The sequence below is a fragment of the Arthrobacter sp. NPDC093128 genome, assembly GCF_040683875.1.
Classification (GTDB): Bacteria; Actinomycetota; Actinomycetes; order Actinomycetales; family Micrococcaceae; genus Arthrobacter.
The window spans coordinates 51,461-72,115 of the sequence record NZ_JBFBEY010000013.1 but is presented as its reverse complement, the minus strand read 5'-3'; the positions used below and the strand labels follow the sequence as shown (position 1 = coordinate 72,115).

Genomic DNA, 20,655 nt, shown 5'->3' with positions numbered 1-20,655 from the left:
TGCTCCGTAACCGCCCTTTTGAACCCTCAGAACGGCAGTTACGGAGCAATCGTTGCTTAATGGCCCCTGCGCCACCCCGCCTGGACAAACGCCGTGCGGATCTTGGCGACCGCAGGCTTTGCGTCGTTGAACATGTGCCGCTTGGAGATGCGGACTTCGGTCCAGCCCAGGGCTTCGTACCTCTCAGAACGGGCGATGTCCCGGACAACCTGGCCTTCATCCCCGTGGTGCTCGCCTTCGTACTCGATCCCGACTTTGTACCTCCGGTAGGAGAGGTCCGGCTCGTGATGTCTGGCGCCCATGGCCACAAGCTCGTCGAGTGACAGCATTTCCGCCATGTCCAGCCAGGTCCGCTCCGCAGTGGGCATCGGGATCCCGTTGACTGTGGTGACCTCGTCGCTGAACAGCTTCATCCGGTGCACGATCACATGCGGCCGATTGAGATGGGCCTCGCCCTCAGGCCTGATGACATGAAACATATCCGGCGATCCCTTCTGCTGACGTCGCGGCAGCACCAGGAGTTCCGCCGCGGTGAGGTGCGATGCGGCGCATCGCTCATTGACCTCAATGAAAGGCCGCACCCTGATGCTCAAGGGGAGGTCCGCCGTCGAGCTTGCCGACCGGATCCCCTTGCCCAGGCGATGCAGGCTGCGGTGTCGCAGGCGCTTGTGCGACACTCCGGCGCGCGCCGCGTCGACAACTGTGAACGGACGGCCCTGGAGTTCCTCTGGCAGCAGGCGCGGGGTCTTCATGGATTCATCAGAGCAGAATGCCGCCTGAGCTGCAGAAGTTATCCACAAAACCCATCGACTGCTCCGTAACTGCCGTTTTGAGGGCTCAGAAGGGCAGTTACGGAGCAATCGATCGAGATCAGTCGTCGCTGCGGAGCTCCCGTTGGCGGGCACTCAGGAGTTCAAGTTCGGGGCGGAAGGCCACGAAGCGTTCGACGGCGGTGAGCACCTCCACGAGGTGGGCCCGGTCGGCTGCCACCAGGCCGGCGCCCAGTTGCGTACGCCGGTACTGCTCGTGGTCCCCAACCTCGGCCACGGACACTTCAAACCGGCGATTCAGCTCCGCCAGCAGCGGCCGCACCACGGAACGCTTCTCCTTGAGGCTGTGAACGTCGCCCAGGAGAATGTCGAACTCAATCCATCCGATCCACATGGATTAATCGTATCGATGCGGTCAGGACGGGGTCAGATGGTGAGTTCGCCCATGCGGTCCCATCCGTCGCCGTCGAACTGGCGGCTGATGATCCGCGGCGTCTCAGCCAGGGCCTGCGGCATGTCCGCCATGGCCTTCTGGAAGTGTGCGCTGTTGACATGGTCACCGGCGGCGTCGTCCTTGAAGGCCTCCACCAGCACGAACTCGTGGGGGTCCTCGACGCTGCGGGACCAGTCGAACCACAGGTTGCCGGGTTCCTGGCGCGTTGCCTGGGTGAAGTCGTCCACCAGGTCCAGCCACTTTTCGGACCAGTCCGGCTTGACCTTGAACTTAACGACAATGAAGATCACAGGGCTGATGCCTTTCGTTGTGTGCGGGGGTCAGCCTATTGTTTCACCGGGGAGCAGCAACGGCCCGCGCAGGAGCGGTTCAGACCCCTGCGGCGAGGGAGTGCTCGCACTCGTCGATTGCCTCCCGGGCCCATTCCTGCTGCTGGGGTGTGCCGACGCGTTCGGCCCACTGTTCGGCCAGTTGGAACTCGACCAGGGCCTCGGTGAAGCGCCCGGCTTCGTGCAGCGTCCAGCCGAGGTTGTTGTGCAGCGAGACCATCCAGCGCTTGGTCCGCGGATCGTGCACTGTGGAGGCGTATTCGAGGGCGCTGCGGGTCCAGGATTCGGCGTGTGCGGAGTCCGCGATCGCCAGCATGTGAAGCGCATCAACAGCAAGGAATTCCTCGCTGAGGTGGTCCGCGAGTTCTGCCGCCTGTTCAAAGAGCGGTACGGCCATCGCGGCGTGGCCGCTCGAGTTCAGCAGGCGCCCGCGTTCCAGCAGTACCCGGACGCCCACGGTGGGCTCATCGGCGTCGACGGAATCCAGCAGGGCGTCGGCTTCCTCGTAGCGGCCCTGCAGTCCGATGGCCCGTCCCAGCTGGGTGGCGAGCTCCGCCTGTTCGTCGGCGTCGTAGTTTGGGTCTTCAGCTGCCGCCCGGAAACGGGCTTCCGATCCTGCGGGATCGTCGAAGTTCCACAATTGGTCAAGGGTTTTCTGTTCCAGCATCCACCTGCTCCTGATCAGCTTTCACCTGCGGCCAGTTCGTGCGCACTCCCAATGTATCGGGAAGTGACATGTCTTTGTGCGCGCCCCGCGACGGCGCCGCCGGCAGCGTAGAACCAGTTGGACGGCCTGCTGAAGGCAGTGATTTTGAGGAACACGCGCCCCTGTCCGTCCACTTCCACTTCGAAGGATTCCTCGCCCCGCACGGGATGGCCGGGCAGGCTTCCGTACCCGAAACCGGCGCTTTGCGGGCCATCGCCGGGCACCGGCCGGTGCACCCATACCACCTCGCAGGGGGCGTTGATCCGGAAGGGCCCGACGCCGAATCCGCTCACCACGCGGGCGCCGGGCACCACGACGTCGGAGTCGGTGAGGACCCGCAGCCCGGACCTTTTCTGCAGCTGCCAGGTCAGGATTCCGTAGGCCACCCTCCGGTACAGTGCCAGGCCGTCGCCGAGGTAGGCCTGCGTCACCATGCAGGGGAACCCCTCCGGGGGCTGTCCGTGCTCGGTGGAGCCAATGCCCGGATAGTTCAGTCCGCCGCGGGCGAAGCGTCCGGCGCCGGGACTGCTCATGCGCCGTCACCCCGGGCGAGGCCTGCCCAGCCCAGCTGCTCGCGCTGCTTTCGGCTGAGCGAGGCCACCACCAGGTCGTAAGAGTCCTCCACCATGTCCCGGATCATGTCATCCGGCAACGCTCCGTCCAGCCGGACGCCGTTCCAGTGCGTTTTGTTCATGTGCCAGGCGCCGGTGATTTCGGGATGGATGGCCCGCAGCTGTTCGGCCAGGGCCGGTTCGCATTTGAGGCTCACGGACCAGTCCGCCGGATCCATGGCGGACAACGCGAACATCTTGGCGTCCTGCCGCGCCCCGCCGGTCACGGCGGCCCGCACCTTGAAGACGGAGGTTTCGGGACCGAAGGGAAAGTCTTCAAAGGCACCGGGGAAGCTCAGGCAGACCTGGCGGAGGGTGGCAACATCCATGCCACGAGCCTATCCGGCGTCAGATGCCCACGCGCCATCCCTCGCGGGCGGGACAGGCATTGACCACCACCTCCAGTCCGGCGGCCCTGGCCCGCTCCACCGCAGCGTCGTCGAAGACGCCTAGCTGCAGCCACACCGCCTTGGCCCCCACTGCGATGGCCTGGTCTATGACTGCCCCCACCTTGTGGGAGTTCACGAAGCAGTCCACGACGTCGAGCGGGTGCTTGTCGGCGGGGATGTCCGCCAGGGAGTGGTACCCCTTCTCCCCGTGGACGTCATCACCGGGGAGGTTGACCGGAATAATTTCCATGCCCATCCGGTCCCGGACGTACAGGGAAACGTCGTACGCCGAGCGCCATTCGTTGGTGGTGAGGCCGACGATCGCCCAGGTGCCTTTGGTTCGCATGAGGCGGTCGATGACTGCCGGATCGTTAACGTGGGCCATATGTCAACCTTACTCCTGCGGCGTTTCCGGGCGATTGTCGAATAAGTGAATGAATCGCTGTCGCAATCTTCGCGGATGAATGAATATTACAGCGCGGAATGAGGGGATTTTGCGAAATCGTGCATCTCGGTTCTAGTGGGGAGTGACCATCCCGAGCGGCCGAGAGACCTGGATTGATGAAGCCGCAGCAACCCCCGGTGACGTGAGCCGACCATTCCCACGTAACTGTTCCTTGCTTGCCGAAGGAACTACGGGTGCTACTGCCAGGACCGATGGAGTGCTGTAATGACCCCTGAGAATTCTTTTGCCCTGCCCACCTTTGCCCGGATTCCGTCCGAGGCAACCCCACAAACCACTTCGGACGCGACGGCGAACGAAGCAGGGCTGCGTGACGCGCCCGGCTCCTCTCGCGGCTCTTCGGGATGGTCCCTGACCGAGCCCACGGACGGCGCTGCGCACGGCGCCCCCAAAGACGGGCCGGCGCGTCACCGCGGCACCACCCCCCGGCCCGGCACCTCCCGAGCCGGCACCGCAACGGCCGTGGCCGACACGGTTGCCTTCTGGGAAGAACAGGCCCTCCGCCTCGACTGGGCGGCGCCCGCCGAAGGACCGGCCAGCGGCCACATCAGCGGCAAGCCCTGGCACACCGCCCACCGGCGCGTCCCGGCAGACCTGGATGCCGGCACCGGCCCGGACATCACCTGGTTCGAGGGCGGCAAGCTCAATGTTGCCTACAACTGCGTGGACCGCCATGTTGCCGCCGGCCGCGGTGACAAGGTGGCACTCCATTTCGAGGGCGAGCCGGGCGACCGCCGTGCCGTCACGTACGCGGAGCTGCAGCGGGAAGTGTCCAAGGCCGCGAATGCCCTCCTGGACCTGGGCATCACCAAGGGCGACCGCGTGGTCATCTACCTTCCGGTCATCCCCGAAACCGTCATCATCACCCTTGCCGTGGCGCGCATCGGCGCCATCCATTCCCTCGTGTTCGGCGGCTTCTCCGCCGAAGCGCTGAAGTTCCGGGTGGAGGACACCGGCGCCAAGCTCCTGGTCACCACGGACGGCCAGTTCCGCCGCGGTGTGGCCGTGCCGGTCAAGGACAACGCCGACGCCGCCGTTGGCGGGGACAACGCGATCGAGCACGTCCTGGTGGTCAACCGCACCACCCCCGCGGACCGGCTGGCCGGCGTCCCCATGACGGAAGGCCGCGACGTGTGGTGGCACGACGCCGTCGGGCAGGCCTCCGATTGCCACGAAGCCGTTGCGTTCGACGCCGAAACTCCCCTGTTCATCATGTACACCTCCGGGACCACGGGCAAGCCCAAGGGCCTGGTCCACACCTCCGGCGGCTACCTCACGCAGGCGTCCTGGAGCTTCGAGCACCTGTTCAGCAACCCCGACCCCGAGCTCCGGGACCGGGACGTGCACTGGTGCACCGCCGATCTGGCCTGGGTCACCGCCCACACCTACGAAATCTACGGCCCGTTGTCCAACGGCGCCACGCAGGTGATCTTCGAAGGCACGCCCAACACCCCGCATCCGGGCCGGCACTTCGAGATCATCGAACGCTATGGCGTCACCCAGTACTACACGGCGCCCACGCTGGTCCGCTCGCTCATGGGCTGGTTCCCCGACGGCGTTCCCGGCACCTACGATCTCTCCTCCATCCGGATGCTCGGCACGGTGGGCGAAGCGGTAAACCCGGAGGCCTGGCGCTGGCTGCGGCAGAACGTTGGTGCCGGCACCGCACCCGTGGTGGACACCTGGTGGCAGTCCGAGACCGGCGCCACTATCCTCTCCCCCGCCCCGACGGACACCGAGTTCAAGCCCGGCTGCGCGGCCCGCCCGCTGCCCGGCGTCAGCACCCGGATCGTGGACGACGCCGGAAATACAGTTCCGCCGGGCGTCCAGGGCTTCATCGTGGTGGACACCCCGGGACCGGCCATTGCCCGCACCGTCTGGGGCAACCCGCAGCGCTACTTCGATTCCTACTGGCGCAAGTACGCCGCCCAGGGCTGGTTCCTCGCCGGGGACGGCGCCAAATACGACGACGACGGCGACATCTGGATCCTGGGGCGGGTGGATGACACCCTCAACGTCTCCGGCCACCTGCTCTCCACGATCGAAATCGAATCGGCCCTCGTCTCCCACCCGAGCGTCGTTGAGGCCGGCGTCTGTCCGGTCGCGGACCCCAAGACCGGCCACGCCATCGTCGCCTTCGTGGTGCTGAAAGGCGGGGTTTCCGGCGAAGTGGCCGCCGAACTCCGCAACCACGTCGCGAAGGAGATCGGGCCGATCGCCAAGCCGCGCGACGTCGTCGTGGTTCCCGACGTTCCCAAGACGCGCAGCGGCAAGATCATGCGCCGGCTCCTCACCCAGCTTTTCGAGGGAACCACCCTCGGCGACACAACATCGCTCCAGAACGAACCGGTGATCGCCGGAATCCAGGAAGCCCTGGACGGCTACGCCGCGGCCGTCCCGGCGCCTCCCCTCTACGGACAGAAGTAAAGGAACAATCATGAACGACATCAGCAACGTTGCCCGTCTTTCCGAGCCGCTCAAGTTCGCCTACTGGGTGCCGAACGTTTCCGGTGGCCTGGTGGTCTCCACCATCGAACAGCGCACCGGCTGGGACTTCGACTACAACAAGAAGCTGGCCCGGATCGCCGAAAACTCCGGCTTCGAATACGCCCTGACGCAGACCCGGTACGCCGCCTCCTACGGTGCGGACAAGCAGCACGAGGCCACGTCCTTCAGCCTCGCGCTGCTGGCGGCCACGGAGCGGCTCAAGGTCATCTCGGCCGTCCACCCCGGCATGTGGCACCCCGGCGTGCTGGCCAAATACATCATCACCGCGGACCACATCTCCAACGGCCGCGCCGCCGTGAACATCGTCTCCGGCTGGCTCAAGAACGAGTTCACCAACTTCGGCCTCGAATGGCTGGAGCATGACGAACGCTACGTCCGCACCGAGGAATTCATCAAAGTCCTCCGCGGACTCTGGACCGAGCAGGAATACAGCCAGACCGGCAAGTACTACAACATCACCGACTTCACCCTGAACCCGGCCCCGGTGGATGTTCCGGGCCGCGCACACCCGGAGATCTTCTTCGGCGGCAACTCCACCGCAGCCCAGGCAACCGCCGGCCGCGTGGCGGACTGGTACTTCTCCAACGGCAAGGACCTGGAGGGCTTCAAGGAGAACATTGCGGGCGTCGTGGCGGCCGCCGGAGAGACGCAGCGCGGCACGGAAGGCGCCCTGCCGGCCGCTTTGCCCTCTCCGCGGTTTGGCCTCAACGGCTTCGTCATCGCCCGCGATTCCGAGAAGGAAGCCCGCGACACCCTCCGCGAGATCGTGGAGAAGGCACACAAGCCCGCTGTCCAGGGGTTCCGCGACGCCGTCCAGGAAGCCGGCGCGTCCACCAAGGACGGCAAGGGCATGTGGGCCGACTCGAGCTTCGAGGACCTGGTCCAGTACAACGACGGCTTCAAGACCCAGCTGATCGGCACCCCGGAGCAGATCGCCGAGCGGATCGTGGAGTACAAGAAAATCGGCGTGAACCTGTTCCTCACCGGCTACCTGCACTTCCAGGAGGAAGTGGCAGCCTTCGGCCAGGACATCCTGCCGATCGTCCGCGAACTCGAAGCCGACCTCGCCCGCAAAAACGGCACGGAACTTGACCTGTCCCAGGCGCCGGTGGCCAATGTCAGCACAACCACCGGGCTGGTGAACGCGTAATGGCTGACCGCAAGTTCGGTTTCCGCACCCGCGCCCTGCACGCGGGCGGCACCCCCGACGCCGAGCACGGCGCCCGCGCCGTGCCCATTTACCAGACCACGTCCTTCGTCTTCAAGGACACCCAGGACGCCGCCAACCTCTTCGCGCTGCAGAAGTACGGCAACATCTACTCGCGCATCGGCAACCCCACCGTGGCGGCGTTTGAGGAGCGCATTGCGTCCCTCGAGGGCGGCATCGGTGCGGTCGCGACGTCGTCCGGCATGGCGGCGGAGTTCATCACTTTTGCCGCCCTCACCCAGGCCGGCGACCACATCGTGGCGGCCTCCCAGCTGTACGGCGGAACGGTCACCCAGCTCGATGTCACGCTGCGCCGTTTCGGCGTGGACACCACGTTCGTTCCCGGCACCGACCCCGCGGACTACGCGGCCGCCGTCCGGGAGAACACCAAGGCGATCTTCGTTGAGGTGGTGGCCAACCCGTCGTCGGAGGTCCAGGACCTTGAGGGCCTGGCGAAGGTAGCGAACGACGCCGGCATCCCCCTCGTCGTTGACGCCACCTTGAGCACGCCGTACCTCGTGCGGCCGATCGAGCACGGCGCGGACATCGTAATCCACTCCGCCACCAAGTTCCTCGGCGGACACGGCACCACGCTGGGCGGCGTGATCGTGGAGAGCGGCCGGTTCAACTGGGGCAACGGCAAGTTCCCCACCATGACCGAACCCGTGGCCTCCTACGGCAACGTCTCGTGGTGGGGCAACTTCGGCGAGTACGGATTCCTGACCAAGCTGCGCTGCGAGCAGCTGCGCGACATCGGTCCCGCACTGTCACCGCAGTCCGCGTTCCAGCTGCTGCAGGGCGTCGAAACCCTTCCGCAGCGCCTGGACGAGCACCTGAAGAATGCCCAGGCCGTGGCGGAATGGCTCGAGGCAGACGAACGCGTCGCCTACGTCAACTTCTCCGGCCTGCCTTCCCACCCGCACTTTGAGCGGGCGAAGAAGTACCTGCCCCTGGGGCCGGGTTCGGTGTTCTCCTTCGGCGTCAAGGGCGGCCGCGCGGCCGGGCAGAAATTCATCGAGTCGCTGCAGCTGGCCTCGCACCTGGCCAACGTGGGTGACTCACGCACCCTGGTGATCCACCCCGGCTCCACGACCCACCAGCAGCTGAGCCCGGCCCAGCTGGAATCCGCCGGCGTCCCTGAGGACCTGGTCCGCATCTCGATCGGACTCGAGGACATCGAGGACATCCTGTGGGACCTGGACCAGGCCCTGGACGCGGCGCAGAAGGCCACGGCCGACGACGCCTTCCTCGACGAACCGGCCGACACCTGCACGATTGGAGCGAACTGATGACCGTGGACGACCGCACCTGGGAAGGCCCCTCAGCGCCGGATCGCCTGAACCTGCTCCGGCAGGCGAAGTCCATTGCCATCGTGGGCGCCTCGGACAAGCCTTCGCGGGCCAGCTACTTCGTGGCCACCTATCTGCAGTCCTCCACGAGGTACAAGGTGTACTTCGTGAACCCCGTTGTGAAGGAGATCCTTGGCCAGCCGACCTATGCCTCATTGGCCGACCTTCCCGAAAGCCCGGACATCGTGGATGTGTTCCGCAAGCACGACGATCTCCCGGGCGTCCTGGACGAGGCCATCGCAGCCGGTGCCAAGACCCTTTGGCTGCAGCTGGGTTCCTGGCACGAGGAAGTGGCCGCGGATGCTGAAACGGCCGGGCTCAATGTGGTGATGGACCGGTGCGTGAAGATCGAGCACGCCAGGTTCCACGGCGGACTGCACCTTGCCGGCTTCGACACCGGGGTTATTTCCTCAAAGCGGCAGGTCCTGGCCTAAGGGGCTACCGGCGGAACTTCCCCAGCCAGCTGCTGACCGAATCAAGGGCGGAATCCACCGTGGAATCGACCGCGGCTTCCACTGTGGAACCAATCTTCACCCCGGGTTTAGCGGTGCCCAGCCCGTCCAATTCCCAGGCTCCGGCGCTGGCTGCCGCTGCATCGGCCTGCACTGCATCGGGCATGATTGCGGCGCCCTGCTCATGGGCCTGATCCGGGGCACGGCCAGTCATGGCTTCACCGGACGCGGCCTTGCCCGGGTTGGCCTTACCCTGGTTGGCCTTACCCTGGTTGGCCTGTCCGGGCTTTCCGTTGGCGCCGGGACCTTGGCCTTCGCCAACCGGGGACTGGCCCCTATCGCCGTCGGATGCGGCCGGTGCCGCGGGCCCGACTGCCGCGGCCTCGGCCCCAGCGGCTTGCGCGGCCGGCTCAGAGGCTGCGTGCACGGCCGCAGGGTGGGCCCGGTCAGTCTGCAGGAAGAGCGGAGAAACCCACGTGATGCGTCCGCCCCGGTCGGCGGCCAGCGGCGCCAGGGGAAGCGTCCAGCCGGGCGACCAGTGGGTGGTGAGCTCTTGGACGGACCACGGCCCGGCGCCGTCTCCGGAAACCTCGCTCGTGGCGGCAACACCGCTGACGCCAAGGCCCATGCCGGCCAGCACTGCGAGCCCCACCACAGCGGGACGGTGCTTGCGCAGCCAGCGCTGCCGGGTCAGCTCATCCCGCGGGCCGGCCAGCATCAGCGCGAGCTCGGGCCCCGGAACGGGTGACTGCATCTCGGCCAGTGAGGCAATGGACAGGAGGGCGGCCCTGAGGTCGGGTACGTCCGTGTGGCCTGCGTCGAGCAGAAGCTGGTCGACGGTCCCAGAAAAATCATCCCTGGTTGTCATGGCGCCACGTAGTCCTTTACGGCCGAATGTTCACGGAGTCTGTCCAAAGCACGTCGCTGAAGCTGTTTTACAGCTCCGGCGCTTTTCCCCATAATTTCGGCCACTTGCTCCACCGTAAGATCCGCAATGATCCGCAGGGTCAGCACTTCCTTCTGGTCCTCCCCCAGCACCTCCAGCAGCGCCAGCACTTCCCCGGGCGCTACCCGCAGCATGGCCGCCGCTTCGGCCGATGACGATTCCCGCCGGTCACGTTCAGGTTCGAAAGGTTGTTTCGCGGGGGTCCGGCTTTGCCTACGGTGATCGTCAACCATCCGTGCATGCGCCACCGAAAACAGGAAGGTCCGAAGTCCGTTGGCACCGCCGCTGATCGAATCGATGCGGGGCAGAACCGCCAGGAAGACATCCTGCATGGTGGCCTCCGGGTCCTCGACACCACGTGCGGTCAGGTATCCCAGTACCTGCGACGCATAGCTCCGGTAGACCAGGTTGAACAACTCGCCATCGCGGCCTTTGAGGGCATGCAATGAATCGTCGGTCAGTGCGTCTGTCACGGACGTGTGGCTTTCGGTCAAGGGAGATGGCTACATCATTGTATGGCCATCAAGTGGCGGCGGGGGTTGTATCCCGCCTAACAACTTTACCCCGGGTAACCACGGTGGAAGGCCGGCAGATACCGCGCACTCCTTGGCCGGCTTCCTGCTGAACCGGCTTCGGACAAAAAAGGGCCGGGCCGGAAACCTGATGGGGGACAGTTCCGGCCCGGCTCTCTTTTTGCAGTCAAGCGCCGGCTTCGAACCTGATGGGGGACAACTTCGAACCCGACGCTTTCATAGTGGTAATCGTCACGGCATGGCCGCGGGTTACGCGAAATCCAAAAAACTTCAAAAAAGTTCTTATCCAAGGTTTCCGTGACCGGGTCAGAGCTCGGATATCCGTTGCCGGAGCCAAAGGATAACGGCCTCACCCTGCGTCCGTTGAAAGGCCCGGAGGGTAGGCAGCCCTGGCGGAGGAGGCTGCCTCCCGGCGTCGGTGAAGTACGCACCCAGGCCCGACAACACCCGATTAATGCCGGCTGCGGTGGCCGGCGCAAATACCTGGTGGGACCGCAGAACGGACTCCACATCGAACCCGGGATCGTAGACCCGCACGTTGATCAGGGCTGTGAGGCCGTCTATCCAGGGCGAGCCGATGCACGCCCACGGCCAGTCCACCAGCACCGCCCGGCTGCAGGCCGTCATGAGGATATTGTCGGACCGCACGTCCGTGTGCACGATCGAGGTCCCGGCGAGGTCCTGGAGCCCGGCTTCGGCGAGCTGTGCCAAAGCCTCGAGGTTCGTCAGGATCCAGGGGTCGCAGCCTTCGGGCGGGTCCGCGCCGATCCGCTTCCAGCCGTCGAACGCGTCGGCCAGTTCGTGCTCCAGCGGCGGCAGGTGGCCCAAGGCAGGAGGGACGGGTGTGCGCGAGAGTTCGAACAGTGCGTCCAACACACTTGTCAGTTCCGCTGTACGCCAGGGCAGGTGCGGGTGCCGGCCATCCACATCGCTGAGGATGAGGGCGACCCACTCACCGTCGTCGAAGGTGCCGATCAGCGACGGCGCGGGGACGCCGGCGGGCAGTGCGGCAGTCACCGCTGCTTCTTTTCGGTGGATGGCAGGCGAGTGCTCATTCAGCCGTGGACTCACCGCCTTGACGAAGGCCCTTCCGCCCGAAACCGTCAGGACCCTGTCGGCCGTGCCCGGAGAAAATCCTCCCTGCTGGCCCGTTGCCTGGGCAACCGGCGATCCCAGTATCTGCTCGATTCCTGTCTGCACGTGGCCCGGCAAATCAGCCCAGCTGATGCGGGGACTCCACTCCGACTGCATGAACCCATTATTGCCCGTCCAGCGGCAGCCGCCGCACGCCTTCGGCGGGGCCGTCCGGAGTGGTGCCGCGTGGGCCGGCGTCTGCGTCAGGGGCCCGTCAATAAGCGGGACAGTGCCGAAGCCAGCTCCGAAGCGTCGGGCCCGAGGCGCCGGCCCGTCTCGCGGGCCCGGTCCATCCGTCCGACGCGCAGATCGGCATCCACGAGCCAGGCAACCAGTTCGAGCCGGGCTGCCCCCGCCATCGCGGCCGACGACGCAAGGCTTTGGGCGGCGGCACTGGCCGCCTCATGGTCCCCGCCGTCCAAGGCGCTGATGACGTTATTGACCCTGGACGGGAGCAGGACCAGGAAAAGGTCCAGGAATTCGAGAAGCCGGCTCTGGGAATGCACTCCCCCGGCCAGCTCCTGCACGCGCGAGCGGTCAAGGACCGGTTCCCGGCTGATGCGGGCACGGTAACGGCGCGGGCCGTGTTCCTGCCTCGCGTGCCGGTCCGGCGACTCTGGCGCTGACCCGGTTTTCGCTTTGTCTGACTTCAAGCTGAGACCCATGATGTCCACCTCTTCCTTGGCGGTCCGGTGAGTTACCTTCGAGGGTTCCCGTTCCCCGCGAAGCGCCGGTGAGTCCAACATAGGAAGAGGGGCCGGCGAGGTCACGAGTGACCGGTACCCGTCATCGCAGCTGCGGCCACCTGCTTGACGCGCTGCGCTACGCACCGTCCGCCCCCGCCATGGGCTGACCGCCCCGAGCCCGGCACCTTGGGAGGTTCCGATCCTGTAACGCTCCGCCGGGAGGGGTTATGTGGGCCGGGCGGCGGATGTCAGGATACGGGCATGAGCGAGGAAGTGATGGCCGTATCTGCCGCCGGTGCGGCAGCGGCCCCGAAACATGTGACACGACTGGTCAGCACCGGGTCCGCAGCGACCCGCGCCATGGGAGAGCAGGCCCGCCGACGCCGGGACGCCGAAGCGAAACTGCAGCAGCATCTGCTCCAATTGCGCGACAAACAGGCCGAATAGCCGGCATACACGACGACGGCGGCGGCCCACCTTTCCAGGTGACCCGCCGCCGTCGTACGTGAGTTGCTTTCAGTCTGACGCTGTCAGGTTCAGTCCAGAATCAGGTCGTTGACCACGATGGTCTGGTCGCGGTCCGGGCCGACGCCGATGGCCGAGAAGCGCGTGCCGGACAGCTTCTCGAGTGCCAGCACGTAATTGCGGGCGTTCTCCGGGAGGTCCTCCAGGGTCCGCGCCGCGGTGATGTCCTCGGTCCAGCCTTCGAAGTATTCGAAGATCGGCTTGGCGTGGTGGAACTCGGTCTGCGTCATCGGCATTTCGTCGTGCCGGACGCCGTCGACGTCGTAGGCCACGCAGACCGGGATCTGCTCGATGCCGGTGAGCACGTCCAGCTTGGTGACGAAGTAGTCCGTGAAGCCGTTGACGCGGGAGGCGTGGCGGGCCAGGACGGCGTCATACCAGCCGCAGCGGCGCGGACGGCCGGTGTTGACACCGAACTCGCCGCCGGTCTTCTGCAGGTACATGCCCATCTCATCGAACAGCTCCGTGGGGAACGGGCCGGCGCCAACACGGGTGGTGTACGCCTTGATAATGCCGATGGAACGCGAGATCCGGGTGGGACCGATGCCTGATCCCACCGAAGCGCCGCCGGCGGTCGGGTTGGAGGACGTGACGAACGGGTACGTGCCGTGGTCCACGTCCAGGAACGTGGCCTGGCCGCCTTCCATCAGCACAACCTTGCCCTCGTCCAGGGCCTTGTTCAGCACCAGCGTGCTGTCGATGACCAGCGGGCGCAGCCGCTCGGCGAAGGAGAGGAAGTAGTCCACGATCTCGTCCACCTCGATGTCCCGGCGGTTGTAGACCTTCACCAGGAGCTCGTTCTTCTGGCGGAGCGATCCCTCAACCTTCTGGCGGAGGATGGAGGCGTCAAAAACGTCCTGCACGCGGATACCGAGGCGGGCCACCTTGTCCATGTAGGCAGGGCCGATGCCGCGGCCGGTGGTGCCGATGGCGCGGCTACCCAGGAACCGCTCAGTGACTTTGTCCAGGACCTGGTGGTAGGGCGCCACCAAGTGGGCGTTGGCCGAGACGCGCAGTTTGGAGGTGTCCGCGCCGCGGGCTTCCAGGCCGTCGATCTCCTGGAACAGGGCCTCGAGGTTCACCACACAGCCGTTGCCGATGATCGGAACTGCGTTGGGGCTCAGGATGCCGGCCGGAAGGAGCTTGAGCTCATACTTCTCACCGCCTACGACGACGGTGTGCCCGGCGTTGTTGCCGCCGTTCGGCTTCACCACGTAGTCAACGCGGCCACCAAGCAGGTCAGTGGCTTTACCTTTGCCTTCGTCGCCCCATTGGGCTCCGACGATCACGATTGCTGGCATGGGATCCTCCCCCATTCGTTCGGGCCGGACCGCAGCCGGTTCACCAAGGTGACCCGCCAAGGGACAGCGCCGTTCATGAGAATGCCCCGAATTCCACTGCCGTGCCCACGCGGCCAGCAGGCCGACAGTCACAGCGCAAGAGTTCCGGGGCTCTTACCACCCAAGTTTAGCCGATATGGGGCCGGACCACGGTGCCGGCATATTCCAGACGACACGCCGGACTGTCTGGTATTTGCGACATTGGCCTGCGCATCGCCGTTGTTATGCGGCCCGCGACCCTGTGACATGGAACATAACAGCCAACACGAGGAGTAACCATGGCAGCAGGAAGCACTACCGTCGAGGCCCGGTCAATCGAAATGATCCCGCCCCGCGAGCGGCACGGCCACCCGAGGGGGCAGTTCACGCTCTGGTTCGGGGCGAACGCGCAGATCACCGCAATCGTCGACGGCGCCCTCGCGGTCGTATTCGGCGCGGACGCGTTCTGGGCCATCATCGGCCTCCTGCTGGGCAACGTCGTCGGCGGCGCAGTCATGGCGCTGCACTCCGCCCAGGGGCCGAAACTGGGGCTTCCCCAGATGATCTCCAGCCGGGCCCAGTTCGGTGTCTACGGTGCCGTGATTCCGCTCATCCTGGTGATCCTGATGTACATCGGCTTCGCGTCCACCGGCACGGTGCTGTCCGGCCAGGCGATCAACCTCATGCTGGGCGTGGATGCCCCGGCAGTGGGCATCCTGATCTTTGGCGCCGCCACCGCGTTCCTGGCAATCCTGGGGTACAAGTACATCCACGCCCTTGGCCGCATCGCCACAGTGGTGGGCCTGGCCGGCTTCCTGTACCTGACGGTTGCCGTGTTCACCAGGTTCGACGTTGGCCAGATCATGTTCCTGAAGGGCTTCGAGTGGCCCACCTTCCTCACCGCGATAGCCCTGGGCGCAGGCTGGCAACTCACCTTCGGCCCCTACGTCGCCGACTATTCGCGGTACCTGCCCCAGTCCACCTCAGAGCGCAAGACCTTCTGGTACACGTTCGCCGGCTCGGTGGGCGGCGCCCAGTGGGCGATGACGCTGGGCGCCCTGGCGGGCGGGCTCTCCGCCGCAGGCCTGGGCGGCGATTTCCTCAAGAACCAGGTGGGCTATATGGGCGACCTGGCCGGTGGAGGGCTGATCGCGATCTTCATCTACCTCATGATCGTCACGGGCAAACTCACCGTCAACTGCCTCAACGCCTACGGTGCCTTCATGTGCTCGGTGACCATCAGCACGGCCATTAACCGGCGGGACTCGGTCTCACGGGCAGCCCGGATCGTCTTCATCATCGCCGTCATCACGGCCAGCGTGCTGATAGCGCTCTTCGCCAGCAAGGATTTTTTGAACGTCTTCAAGAACTTCGTCCTGCTGCTGCTGATGGTGTTCACGCCGTGGTCCGTCATCAATCTCGTGGACTACTACAAGATCTCCCGCGACCGGCTGGACATCCCGGCCCTGTACAACCCGGACGGCCGCTACGGCCGCTGGAATGTCCCGGCCCTGGCCTCCTACGGGATTGGTGTCCTGGTCCAGGTGCCGTTCCTCGCCCAGGCGCTCTACACAGGCCCGGTCACCAAGTGGCTGGGAGGCGCGGACATTTCCTGGATCGTGGGCATCCTCGTCACCATGGCGGTGTACTACCCGTGGGCCAAAGCCACCAACCGTGCGCCGGCCGAGACGATCTACCCGGCAGCCGCATCCGGGAACGTGGCGAAAGACACCGCTCCGGCAGTGACCGGCTGACCGGCAACAAGGTCCCGGGGGCTGCGGGAGCCCCCGGGACCGGTTCCGGGTCCCACATTTCGCAGGGCTTGATAGACTGATAAGGATCGATCAGGAGTCGGTCCACTCACCACATTTTCAACCACACCGTACCTAGGCGTGCCGGTATTTGGCATGCCCGCGTCAGGCGTGGCAGCGTCACCGATCCCGCAGGAGACACAGCAATACATGACAGCCTTGGCTACTGAATCTTTCCGCGAGCAGCTTCTGAGCCGCCGTTACGAACCCAACGTCGCAGCTGTCAATGAGCTGTGCGACACCTTCCAGAGCGTCAAGCCGGACACCGTGGTCCCCTACGTGGACCCGATGCACGACGTCGACGAGTGCCGCATCATCAGCCTGTACTCCAACATCGGCACCGCCGATGAATCCGGCTTCATCACCGCCGGCGACAACGAAGCCGCCACCCGCATGCTCGGCGTGCAGTGGAAGCTGGGCCTCCGCCCCGAATTCGTTATGCCGTGGAACGTCCACCCGTGGCACACCCCCGGCGAGCCGAACGGCAAGTTCACCCCGGACCAGATTTCCGCCGGCCTCAAGCCGCTCCTGAAGTTCCTCGCACTGGTCCCCCGCGCGTCCGTGATCGTGGCCCACGGCACCGAGGCCAACCGCCTGGCCCAGCTGCTCCTGAAGACCGAAGTGCCGCTGCTGTGGCGCCGCGGCCTCAAGACCTACAAGGTCCGCTCGCTCAGCGGCCGCGCCTTCGCCGGAACCGAAGCCCGCCAGCAGCAGTACCTCGACGAGATGCACGTTGCCTACCTGGACGCGATGGCCCGCACCGGCCTCACCAAGGCGAACTAAATAGACTGAACTTCATACGACGGCGGCCCCTCACCTTTCCAGGTGAGGGGCCGCCGTCGTATGTTCAGTTACTTGCCTTCGATGGCCGCTTTGGCGGAGGGATCGGAGTCATTGAGGAACTTCTCAATGCGTTCCGGTTCCTCTGCCTCGCCGATGGCCGAGGAGGCGCGGCCCAGGGAATACAGGGCACGCAGGAAGCCCTGATTGGGTTCGTGCTCCCACGGGATGGGTCCCACCCCGCGCCAGCCGTTGCGCCGCAGTGAATCGAGTCCCCGGTGGTAGCCCACGCGGGCGTAGGCGTAGGACTCGATGGTCCGGCCCTCAGCCCAGGCTTCCTCGGCGAGTACAGCCCACAGCAGTGACGAAGTGGGGTGCTTCTCCACCAGGTCCAGGGCTTCCTGGCCGGCATCCAGCTGCGAATAGACCTCAGTCTCGGCAGGCAGGAGCGTGGGCTCGGGACCCATCAGGTTCCTGCGGAACTCGTCGGACATCTAGAAGGTCTTTCCGGCCGAGCCGAGCTGCTTCGTGGCTTCAACAACGCGGGCTGCCAGGCCGGCTTCGGCCGAGGCGCCCCAGACGCGGGGATCGTAGGTCTTCTTGTTGCCCACCTCGCCGTCAACCTTCAGCACGCCGTCGTAGTTCCTGAACATGTGGTCGGCCACGGGACGCGTGTAGGCGTACTGGGTGTCGGTGTCGATGTTCATCTTGATGGTGCCGTAGGAAACGGCGTCGGCGATTTCCTGGTCGGAGGAGCCGGAGCCGCCGTGGAACACGAGGTCGAACGGGTTTTCCTTGCCGATCTTGGCACCGACCTGGGCCTGGATGTCCTTCAGGATCTCCGGGCGCAGCTTCACGCCGCCCGGCTTGTACACGCCGTGCACGTTGCCGAAGGTCAGGGCAGTGATGTAGCGGCCGTTCTCGCCGGCACCCAGGGCTTCAATGGTTGCCAGGGCGTCTTCCACCGTGGTGTAGAGCTTCTCGTTGATCTCGTTTTCGACGCCGTCTTCCTCGCCGCCGACGGTGCCGATCTCGACCTCGAGGATCATCTTGGCAGCAGCGGTGCGCTCCAGGAGTTCCCGGGCGATGCGCAGGTTTTCCTGCAGGGTCTCGGCGGAGCCGTCCCACATGTGCGAGTTGAAGAGCGGGTTGCGTCCGGCCTTGACCTCGGCTTCGGAGGCTGCCAGCAGCGGCAGGACAAAGCCGTCCAGCTTGTCCTTGGGGCAGTGGTCGGTGTGCAGGGCAATGTTGACGCCGTAGTTCTTGGCCACTTCGCGGGCGAAGGCGGCGAAGCCCAGGGAACCGGCAACCATGTCCTTGGTGGAGGCGCCGGACCAGTAGGCCGCGCCGCCGGTGGAAACCTGGATGATGCCGTCGGACTCTGCGTCTGCAAACCCTCGCAGGGCCGCGTTCAGCGTCTGCGAGGACGTGACGTTGACGGCCGGAAAAGCGAAGCCGCCCGCCTTTGCGCGGTCGATCATCTCGGAGTAGATCTCTGGGGTTGCAATGGGCATGCTGACTCCTAAAGTGAATTTCGTCTACGGGTTGTGCTGACCCTGGAGTGAACCTCGTCGGCTAGCCCCCATCCTAGCCAATTCTGTGCGGGGGCCGTGTTTCGGGTCACTGGGCCGGGTAATACTTTGCGCTGCGCCTGCCCGGATGGCAGGCCGCGGTGACGGTGCGGAACTAGACGTGCTGGCTGAAGACGTGCCGGCGGATCCAGGCGTGCATGGCGATGGCCGCCGCGGACGCCGCGTTGATGGAGCGGGTGGAGCCGAACTGTTCGATCGAGAGGGTGTCCCGGGCCGCCTCATGGACTTCCGGGGTCAGGCCCGGACCTTCCTGGCCGAAGACAAGGACGCAGTTCTTCGGGAGCTCGTAGGTTTCCAGCGGCACGGAGTCGGGGAAGATGTCGATGCCGATGATCGCCAGTCCCTCCCCCTGCGCCCACGCCACGAAATCCTCCACGGTGGGGTGGTGGCGGACGTGCTGGTAGCGGTCGGTGACCATGGCGCCGCGGCGGTTCCAGCGGCGCCGTCCGATGATGTGCACTTCCTTGGCCAGGAACGCGTTGGCGGTCCGTACCACGGTGCCGATGTTCATGTCGTGCTGCCAGTTCTCGATGGCAATGTGGAACTCGTGGCGCTTCGAATCCAGGTCCGACACGATGGCCTCGTGCTTCCAGTAGCGGTACTTGTCCACCACATTGCGGCGGTCCCCGTCGGCCAGGAGGTCAGGGTCCCAGTGCCCGCCCTGGGGAAACTCACCTTCCCAGGGCCCGACGCCGACCTCCGCCTTGGGCTCCGGTTCCTCCTCGGGCGGGGGAACGGGCAGGGCTGGGGTCTGGGGGTGGTCAGTCACCCCTCAACTCTAGCCGCGCCCGTCCCGGGACGGACGCGGGCGGAACTAGCCGTCCAGCTTCCAGCGGTTGGCCCGGTAGGAGTTGGCGATCTTCGCCAACGCTTCCGGGTTGGCGCTCCAGTAGCTCTCGTGTCCGCTGACGCCCATCATCTGCGGTGTGCCCCACGGGGTCACGCTGAACAGGTTGACGGCCCGGATGGCGTCACCGCCGGCATTGGTGCACGTGAACCCGACCACGACGGCCTCTGCGCGGCGGAACTCCCGGATTTCCGGCGCCGACGACTCAAAATTGGAGACGCATTTGTGGCCCACGAGGTGCTGCGGCAGTTCAGCGGCGGGGATGGCCTTGAGCTTCGCCTCGATGTCCTTGATGGCTGCCTGGACCTTTGCCGGCTCCTTGCCGTACTTGCCCTCCTCCGCTTCAGCGAAGAAGGAGAAGGCCGTGGAAATGCCGTCACCGTCGCGCTCATCGGTGCCCCTGGCGACTTGCTGCATGGGGGCGCCGGTGGCCGGGTCCGTGGTGATCCCGAAGGTTTCGTCGCTGCTCCACGCAGCCAGGTACGAGAAGGAGGATTCGCCGGTGACAAAGCGCTTGAAAAGCGGGTCGTCGGCGGCCGGAATGTTGGCGGGGCCCTGAAGTTCGTCCCACCCCTGGGGAAGGGGGAAGGCGCCGGCCGGCATGTCGTCCGAGGAGGCATCCTCCGACGGCGCGGCGGATCCCTCCGGAGCGGCGCTCTCCTCCGCCGCCTCCGAGGCCGCGGCTTCAGAGGACGGCGCCACCGGCACAGGATTGTCCTCGGCCTGCGGTTTGCTGAACGCCGGAATGACCCAAACGAACACGGCGACCAGCGCAATGATCACGGCAGCGGCGACGGCGCCCAGCACAATGATCAGGTTCTTGTTGTTGCGTGGCTGCTCTGGCGGCTGGGGCACGGAATTCTGTGCCGGGTAGGGCTGCTGCGGATAGGGCTGCTGTGTCGCGTACGGCTGCGTGGGCGGCTGGGGCGCATAGGGCTGCTGGGGCGGCGGCGGGTAGCCCTGCGTATCTCCGGGCTGCGTATCTCTGGATGAATCCCTCTGCGGCGGCGGTGCGCCGTAGTTGTTGCTCATGTGCGGGCCCTTTCAGGTGCTTGCTGGCATCCTGCGGTTCCCGGGATGCCTGGTGATGTCCGGCGGCGGGGACCTGCCGGCGCGGGCCGGCACAACAAACCACCGCTGACATCCCCCGGTCCGCGGCCGCTGGCACACTGGTGCCAGCTACGAGCCTAGTGGAAGAACAGCCCCGGGATGCCGTGGGCGCGTTCCGTCATTCTTCGGACGCC

At 65.8% G+C, this 20,655-nt stretch carries 23 protein-coding genes; 7 read left to right on the top strand and 16 right to left on the bottom strand.

Going from position 1 to position 20,655, the window contains the following annotated elements; genetic code table 11:
* Positions 1–56: 56 nt before the first annotated feature.
* The 7 genes from AB0N24_RS16300 to AB0N24_RS16270 all read right to left on the bottom strand — a co-directional run bounded on the left by AB0N24_RS16300 (position 57) and on the right by AB0N24_RS16270 (position 3,644).
* A complete protein-coding gene (locus AB0N24_RS16300; RefSeq protein WP_364126320.1) occupies positions 57–752 on the bottom strand; it encodes a hypothetical protein in 696 nt (231 codons plus the stop codon).
* Between the two features lie 118 nt (positions 753–870).
* Positions 871–1,164, bottom strand: a complete 294-nt coding sequence (locus tag AB0N24_RS16295) for a DUF503 domain-containing protein (protein ID WP_364126317.1) — start codon at positions 1,162–1,164, stop codon at positions 871–873.
* Between the two features lie 32 nt (positions 1,165–1,196).
* A complete protein-coding gene (locus AB0N24_RS16290) occupies positions 1,197–1,514 on the bottom strand; it encodes a putative quinol monooxygenase (protein ID WP_364126315.1) in 318 nt (105 codons plus the stop codon).
* Between the two features lie 79 nt (positions 1,515–1,593).
* Entirely contained in the window at positions 1,594–2,220 is a 627-nt protein-coding gene (locus AB0N24_RS16285; protein ID WP_364126312.1) for a hypothetical protein, read from the bottom strand.
* Positions 2,221–2,234: 14 nt separating this feature from the next.
* Entirely contained in the window at positions 2,235–2,792 is a 558-nt protein-coding gene (locus AB0N24_RS16280) for a DUF1990 domain-containing protein (RefSeq protein WP_364126310.1), read from the bottom strand.
* A complete protein-coding gene (locus AB0N24_RS16275) occupies positions 2,789–3,199 on the bottom strand; it encodes an MmcQ/YjbR family DNA-binding protein (protein WP_364126307.1) in 411 nt (136 codons plus the stop codon). The genes AB0N24_RS16280 and AB0N24_RS16275 overlap by 4 nt, the downstream gene beginning before the upstream one ends.
* 19 nt (positions 3,200–3,218) lie before the next feature.
* A complete protein-coding gene (locus AB0N24_RS16270) occupies positions 3,219–3,644 on the bottom strand; it encodes a CoA-binding protein (protein ID WP_364126304.1) in 426 nt (141 codons plus the stop codon).
* A gap of 285 nt (positions 3,645–3,929) precedes the next feature.
* Here AB0N24_RS16270 and acs point away from each other — a divergent pair, with 285 nt between their 5' ends.
* From acs to AB0N24_RS16250, 4 genes are read left to right on the top strand one after another with little or no spacing between them, the layout of a single operon-like run.
* On the top strand, positions 3,930–6,149 hold the full coding sequence (gene acs / locus AB0N24_RS16265) for an acetate--CoA ligase (protein ID WP_364126302.1): 2,220 nt from the start codon (positions 3,930–3,932) through the stop codon (positions 6,147–6,149).
* 10 nt (positions 6,150–6,159) lie between these two features.
* Complete coding sequence (sfnG, locus tag AB0N24_RS16260) at positions 6,160–7,380, top strand: dimethylsulfone monooxygenase SfnG (protein WP_364126299.1); 1,221 nt, start codon at positions 6,160–6,162, stop codon at positions 7,378–7,380.
* Positions 7,380–8,726 (top strand): O-acetylhomoserine aminocarboxypropyltransferase/cysteine synthase family protein, encoded by a 1,347-nt coding sequence (locus tag AB0N24_RS16255; RefSeq protein ID WP_364126297.1) that lies wholly within the window; start codon positions 7,380–7,382, stop codon positions 8,724–8,726. The genes sfnG and AB0N24_RS16255 overlap by 1 nt, the downstream gene beginning before the upstream one ends.
* A complete protein-coding gene (locus tag AB0N24_RS16250) occupies positions 8,726–9,220 on the top strand; it encodes a CoA-binding protein (RefSeq protein ID WP_364126295.1) in 495 nt (164 codons plus the stop codon). Before AB0N24_RS16255 ends, AB0N24_RS16250 begins: the two co-directional genes overlap by 1 nt.
* 4 nt (positions 9,221–9,224) lie before the next feature.
* On the opposite strand, the gene AB0N24_RS16245 is transcribed toward AB0N24_RS16250, so the two are convergent.
* The 4 genes from AB0N24_RS16245 to AB0N24_RS16230 all read right to left on the bottom strand — a co-directional run bounded on the left by AB0N24_RS16245 (position 9,225) and on the right by AB0N24_RS16230 (position 12,516).
* Complete coding sequence (locus AB0N24_RS16245) at positions 9,225–10,106, bottom strand: hypothetical protein (RefSeq protein WP_364126293.1); 882 nt, start codon at positions 10,104–10,106, stop codon at positions 9,225–9,227.
* Positions 10,103–10,657 (bottom strand): sigma-70 family RNA polymerase sigma factor, encoded by a 555-nt coding sequence (locus tag AB0N24_RS16240; RefSeq protein WP_364126573.1) that lies wholly within the window; start codon positions 10,655–10,657, stop codon positions 10,103–10,105. The genes AB0N24_RS16245 and AB0N24_RS16240 overlap by 4 nt, the downstream gene beginning before the upstream one ends.
* Positions 10,658–11,023: 366 nt before the next feature.
* Complete coding sequence (locus AB0N24_RS16235; protein WP_364126291.1) at positions 11,024–11,968, bottom strand: phosphotransferase; 945 nt, start codon at positions 11,966–11,968, stop codon at positions 11,024–11,026.
* Between the two features lie 86 nt (positions 11,969–12,054).
* The gene (locus AB0N24_RS16230) at positions 12,055–12,516 is read right to left on the bottom strand and encodes an Hpt domain-containing protein (protein WP_364126289.1); all 462 of its coding nucleotides are present in this window, start codon (positions 12,514–12,516) and stop codon (positions 12,055–12,057) included.
* Positions 12,517–12,798: 282 nt separating this feature from the next.
* On the opposite strand from AB0N24_RS16230, the gene AB0N24_RS16225 reads away from it, so the two are divergent.
* A complete protein-coding gene (locus tag AB0N24_RS16225) occupies positions 12,799–12,984 on the top strand; it encodes a hypothetical protein (protein WP_104174102.1) in 186 nt (61 codons plus the stop codon).
* A gap of 89 nt (positions 12,985–13,073) precedes the next feature.
* On the opposite strand, the gene AB0N24_RS16220 is transcribed toward AB0N24_RS16225, so the two are convergent.
* Entirely contained in the window at positions 13,074–14,363 is a 1,290-nt protein-coding gene (locus tag AB0N24_RS16220) for an adenylosuccinate synthase (RefSeq protein ID WP_104174103.1), read from the bottom strand.
* Between the two features lie 317 nt (positions 14,364–14,680).
* Here AB0N24_RS16220 and AB0N24_RS16215 point away from each other — a divergent pair, with 317 nt between their 5' ends.
* Positions 14,681–16,135: a cytosine permease gene (locus AB0N24_RS16215; RefSeq protein ID WP_364126285.1), complete on the top strand. Its 1,455-nt coding sequence runs from the start codon at positions 14,681–14,683 to the stop codon at positions 16,133–16,135.
* Between the two features lie 207 nt (positions 16,136–16,342).
* Complete coding sequence (locus AB0N24_RS16210; protein ID WP_104174105.1) at positions 16,343–16,975, top strand: uracil-DNA glycosylase; 633 nt, start codon at positions 16,343–16,345, stop codon at positions 16,973–16,975.
* A 68-nt stretch (positions 16,976–17,043) separates the two neighbouring features.
* Here AB0N24_RS16210 and AB0N24_RS16205 read toward each other — a convergent pair whose 3' ends face one another.
* From AB0N24_RS16205 to AB0N24_RS16190, 4 genes are all read right to left on the bottom strand, one after another.
* Positions 17,044–17,466, bottom strand: coding sequence for a DUF3151 domain-containing protein (locus tag AB0N24_RS16205; RefSeq protein WP_364126282.1), 423 nt, complete (start codon positions 17,464–17,466; stop codon positions 17,044–17,046).
* Positions 17,467–18,486 carry a class II fructose-bisphosphate aldolase gene (gene fbaA / locus AB0N24_RS16200; protein WP_364126279.1) on the bottom strand — a complete coding sequence of 340 codons (1,020 nt, stop codon included), beginning with the start codon at positions 18,484–18,486 and terminating at the stop codon, positions 17,467–17,469.
* A gap of 172 nt (positions 18,487–18,658) precedes the next feature.
* Positions 18,659–19,306, bottom strand: a complete 648-nt coding sequence (locus AB0N24_RS16195) for a TrmH family RNA methyltransferase (protein ID WP_364126570.1) — start codon at positions 19,304–19,306, stop codon at positions 18,659–18,661.
* Positions 19,307–19,378: 72 nt separating this feature from the next.
* Positions 19,379–20,443 carry a hypothetical protein gene (locus AB0N24_RS16190; protein ID WP_364126276.1) on the bottom strand — a complete coding sequence of 355 codons (1,065 nt, stop codon included), beginning with the start codon at positions 20,441–20,443 and terminating at the stop codon, positions 19,379–19,381.
* Positions 20,444–20,655 lie beyond the last annotated feature (212 nt).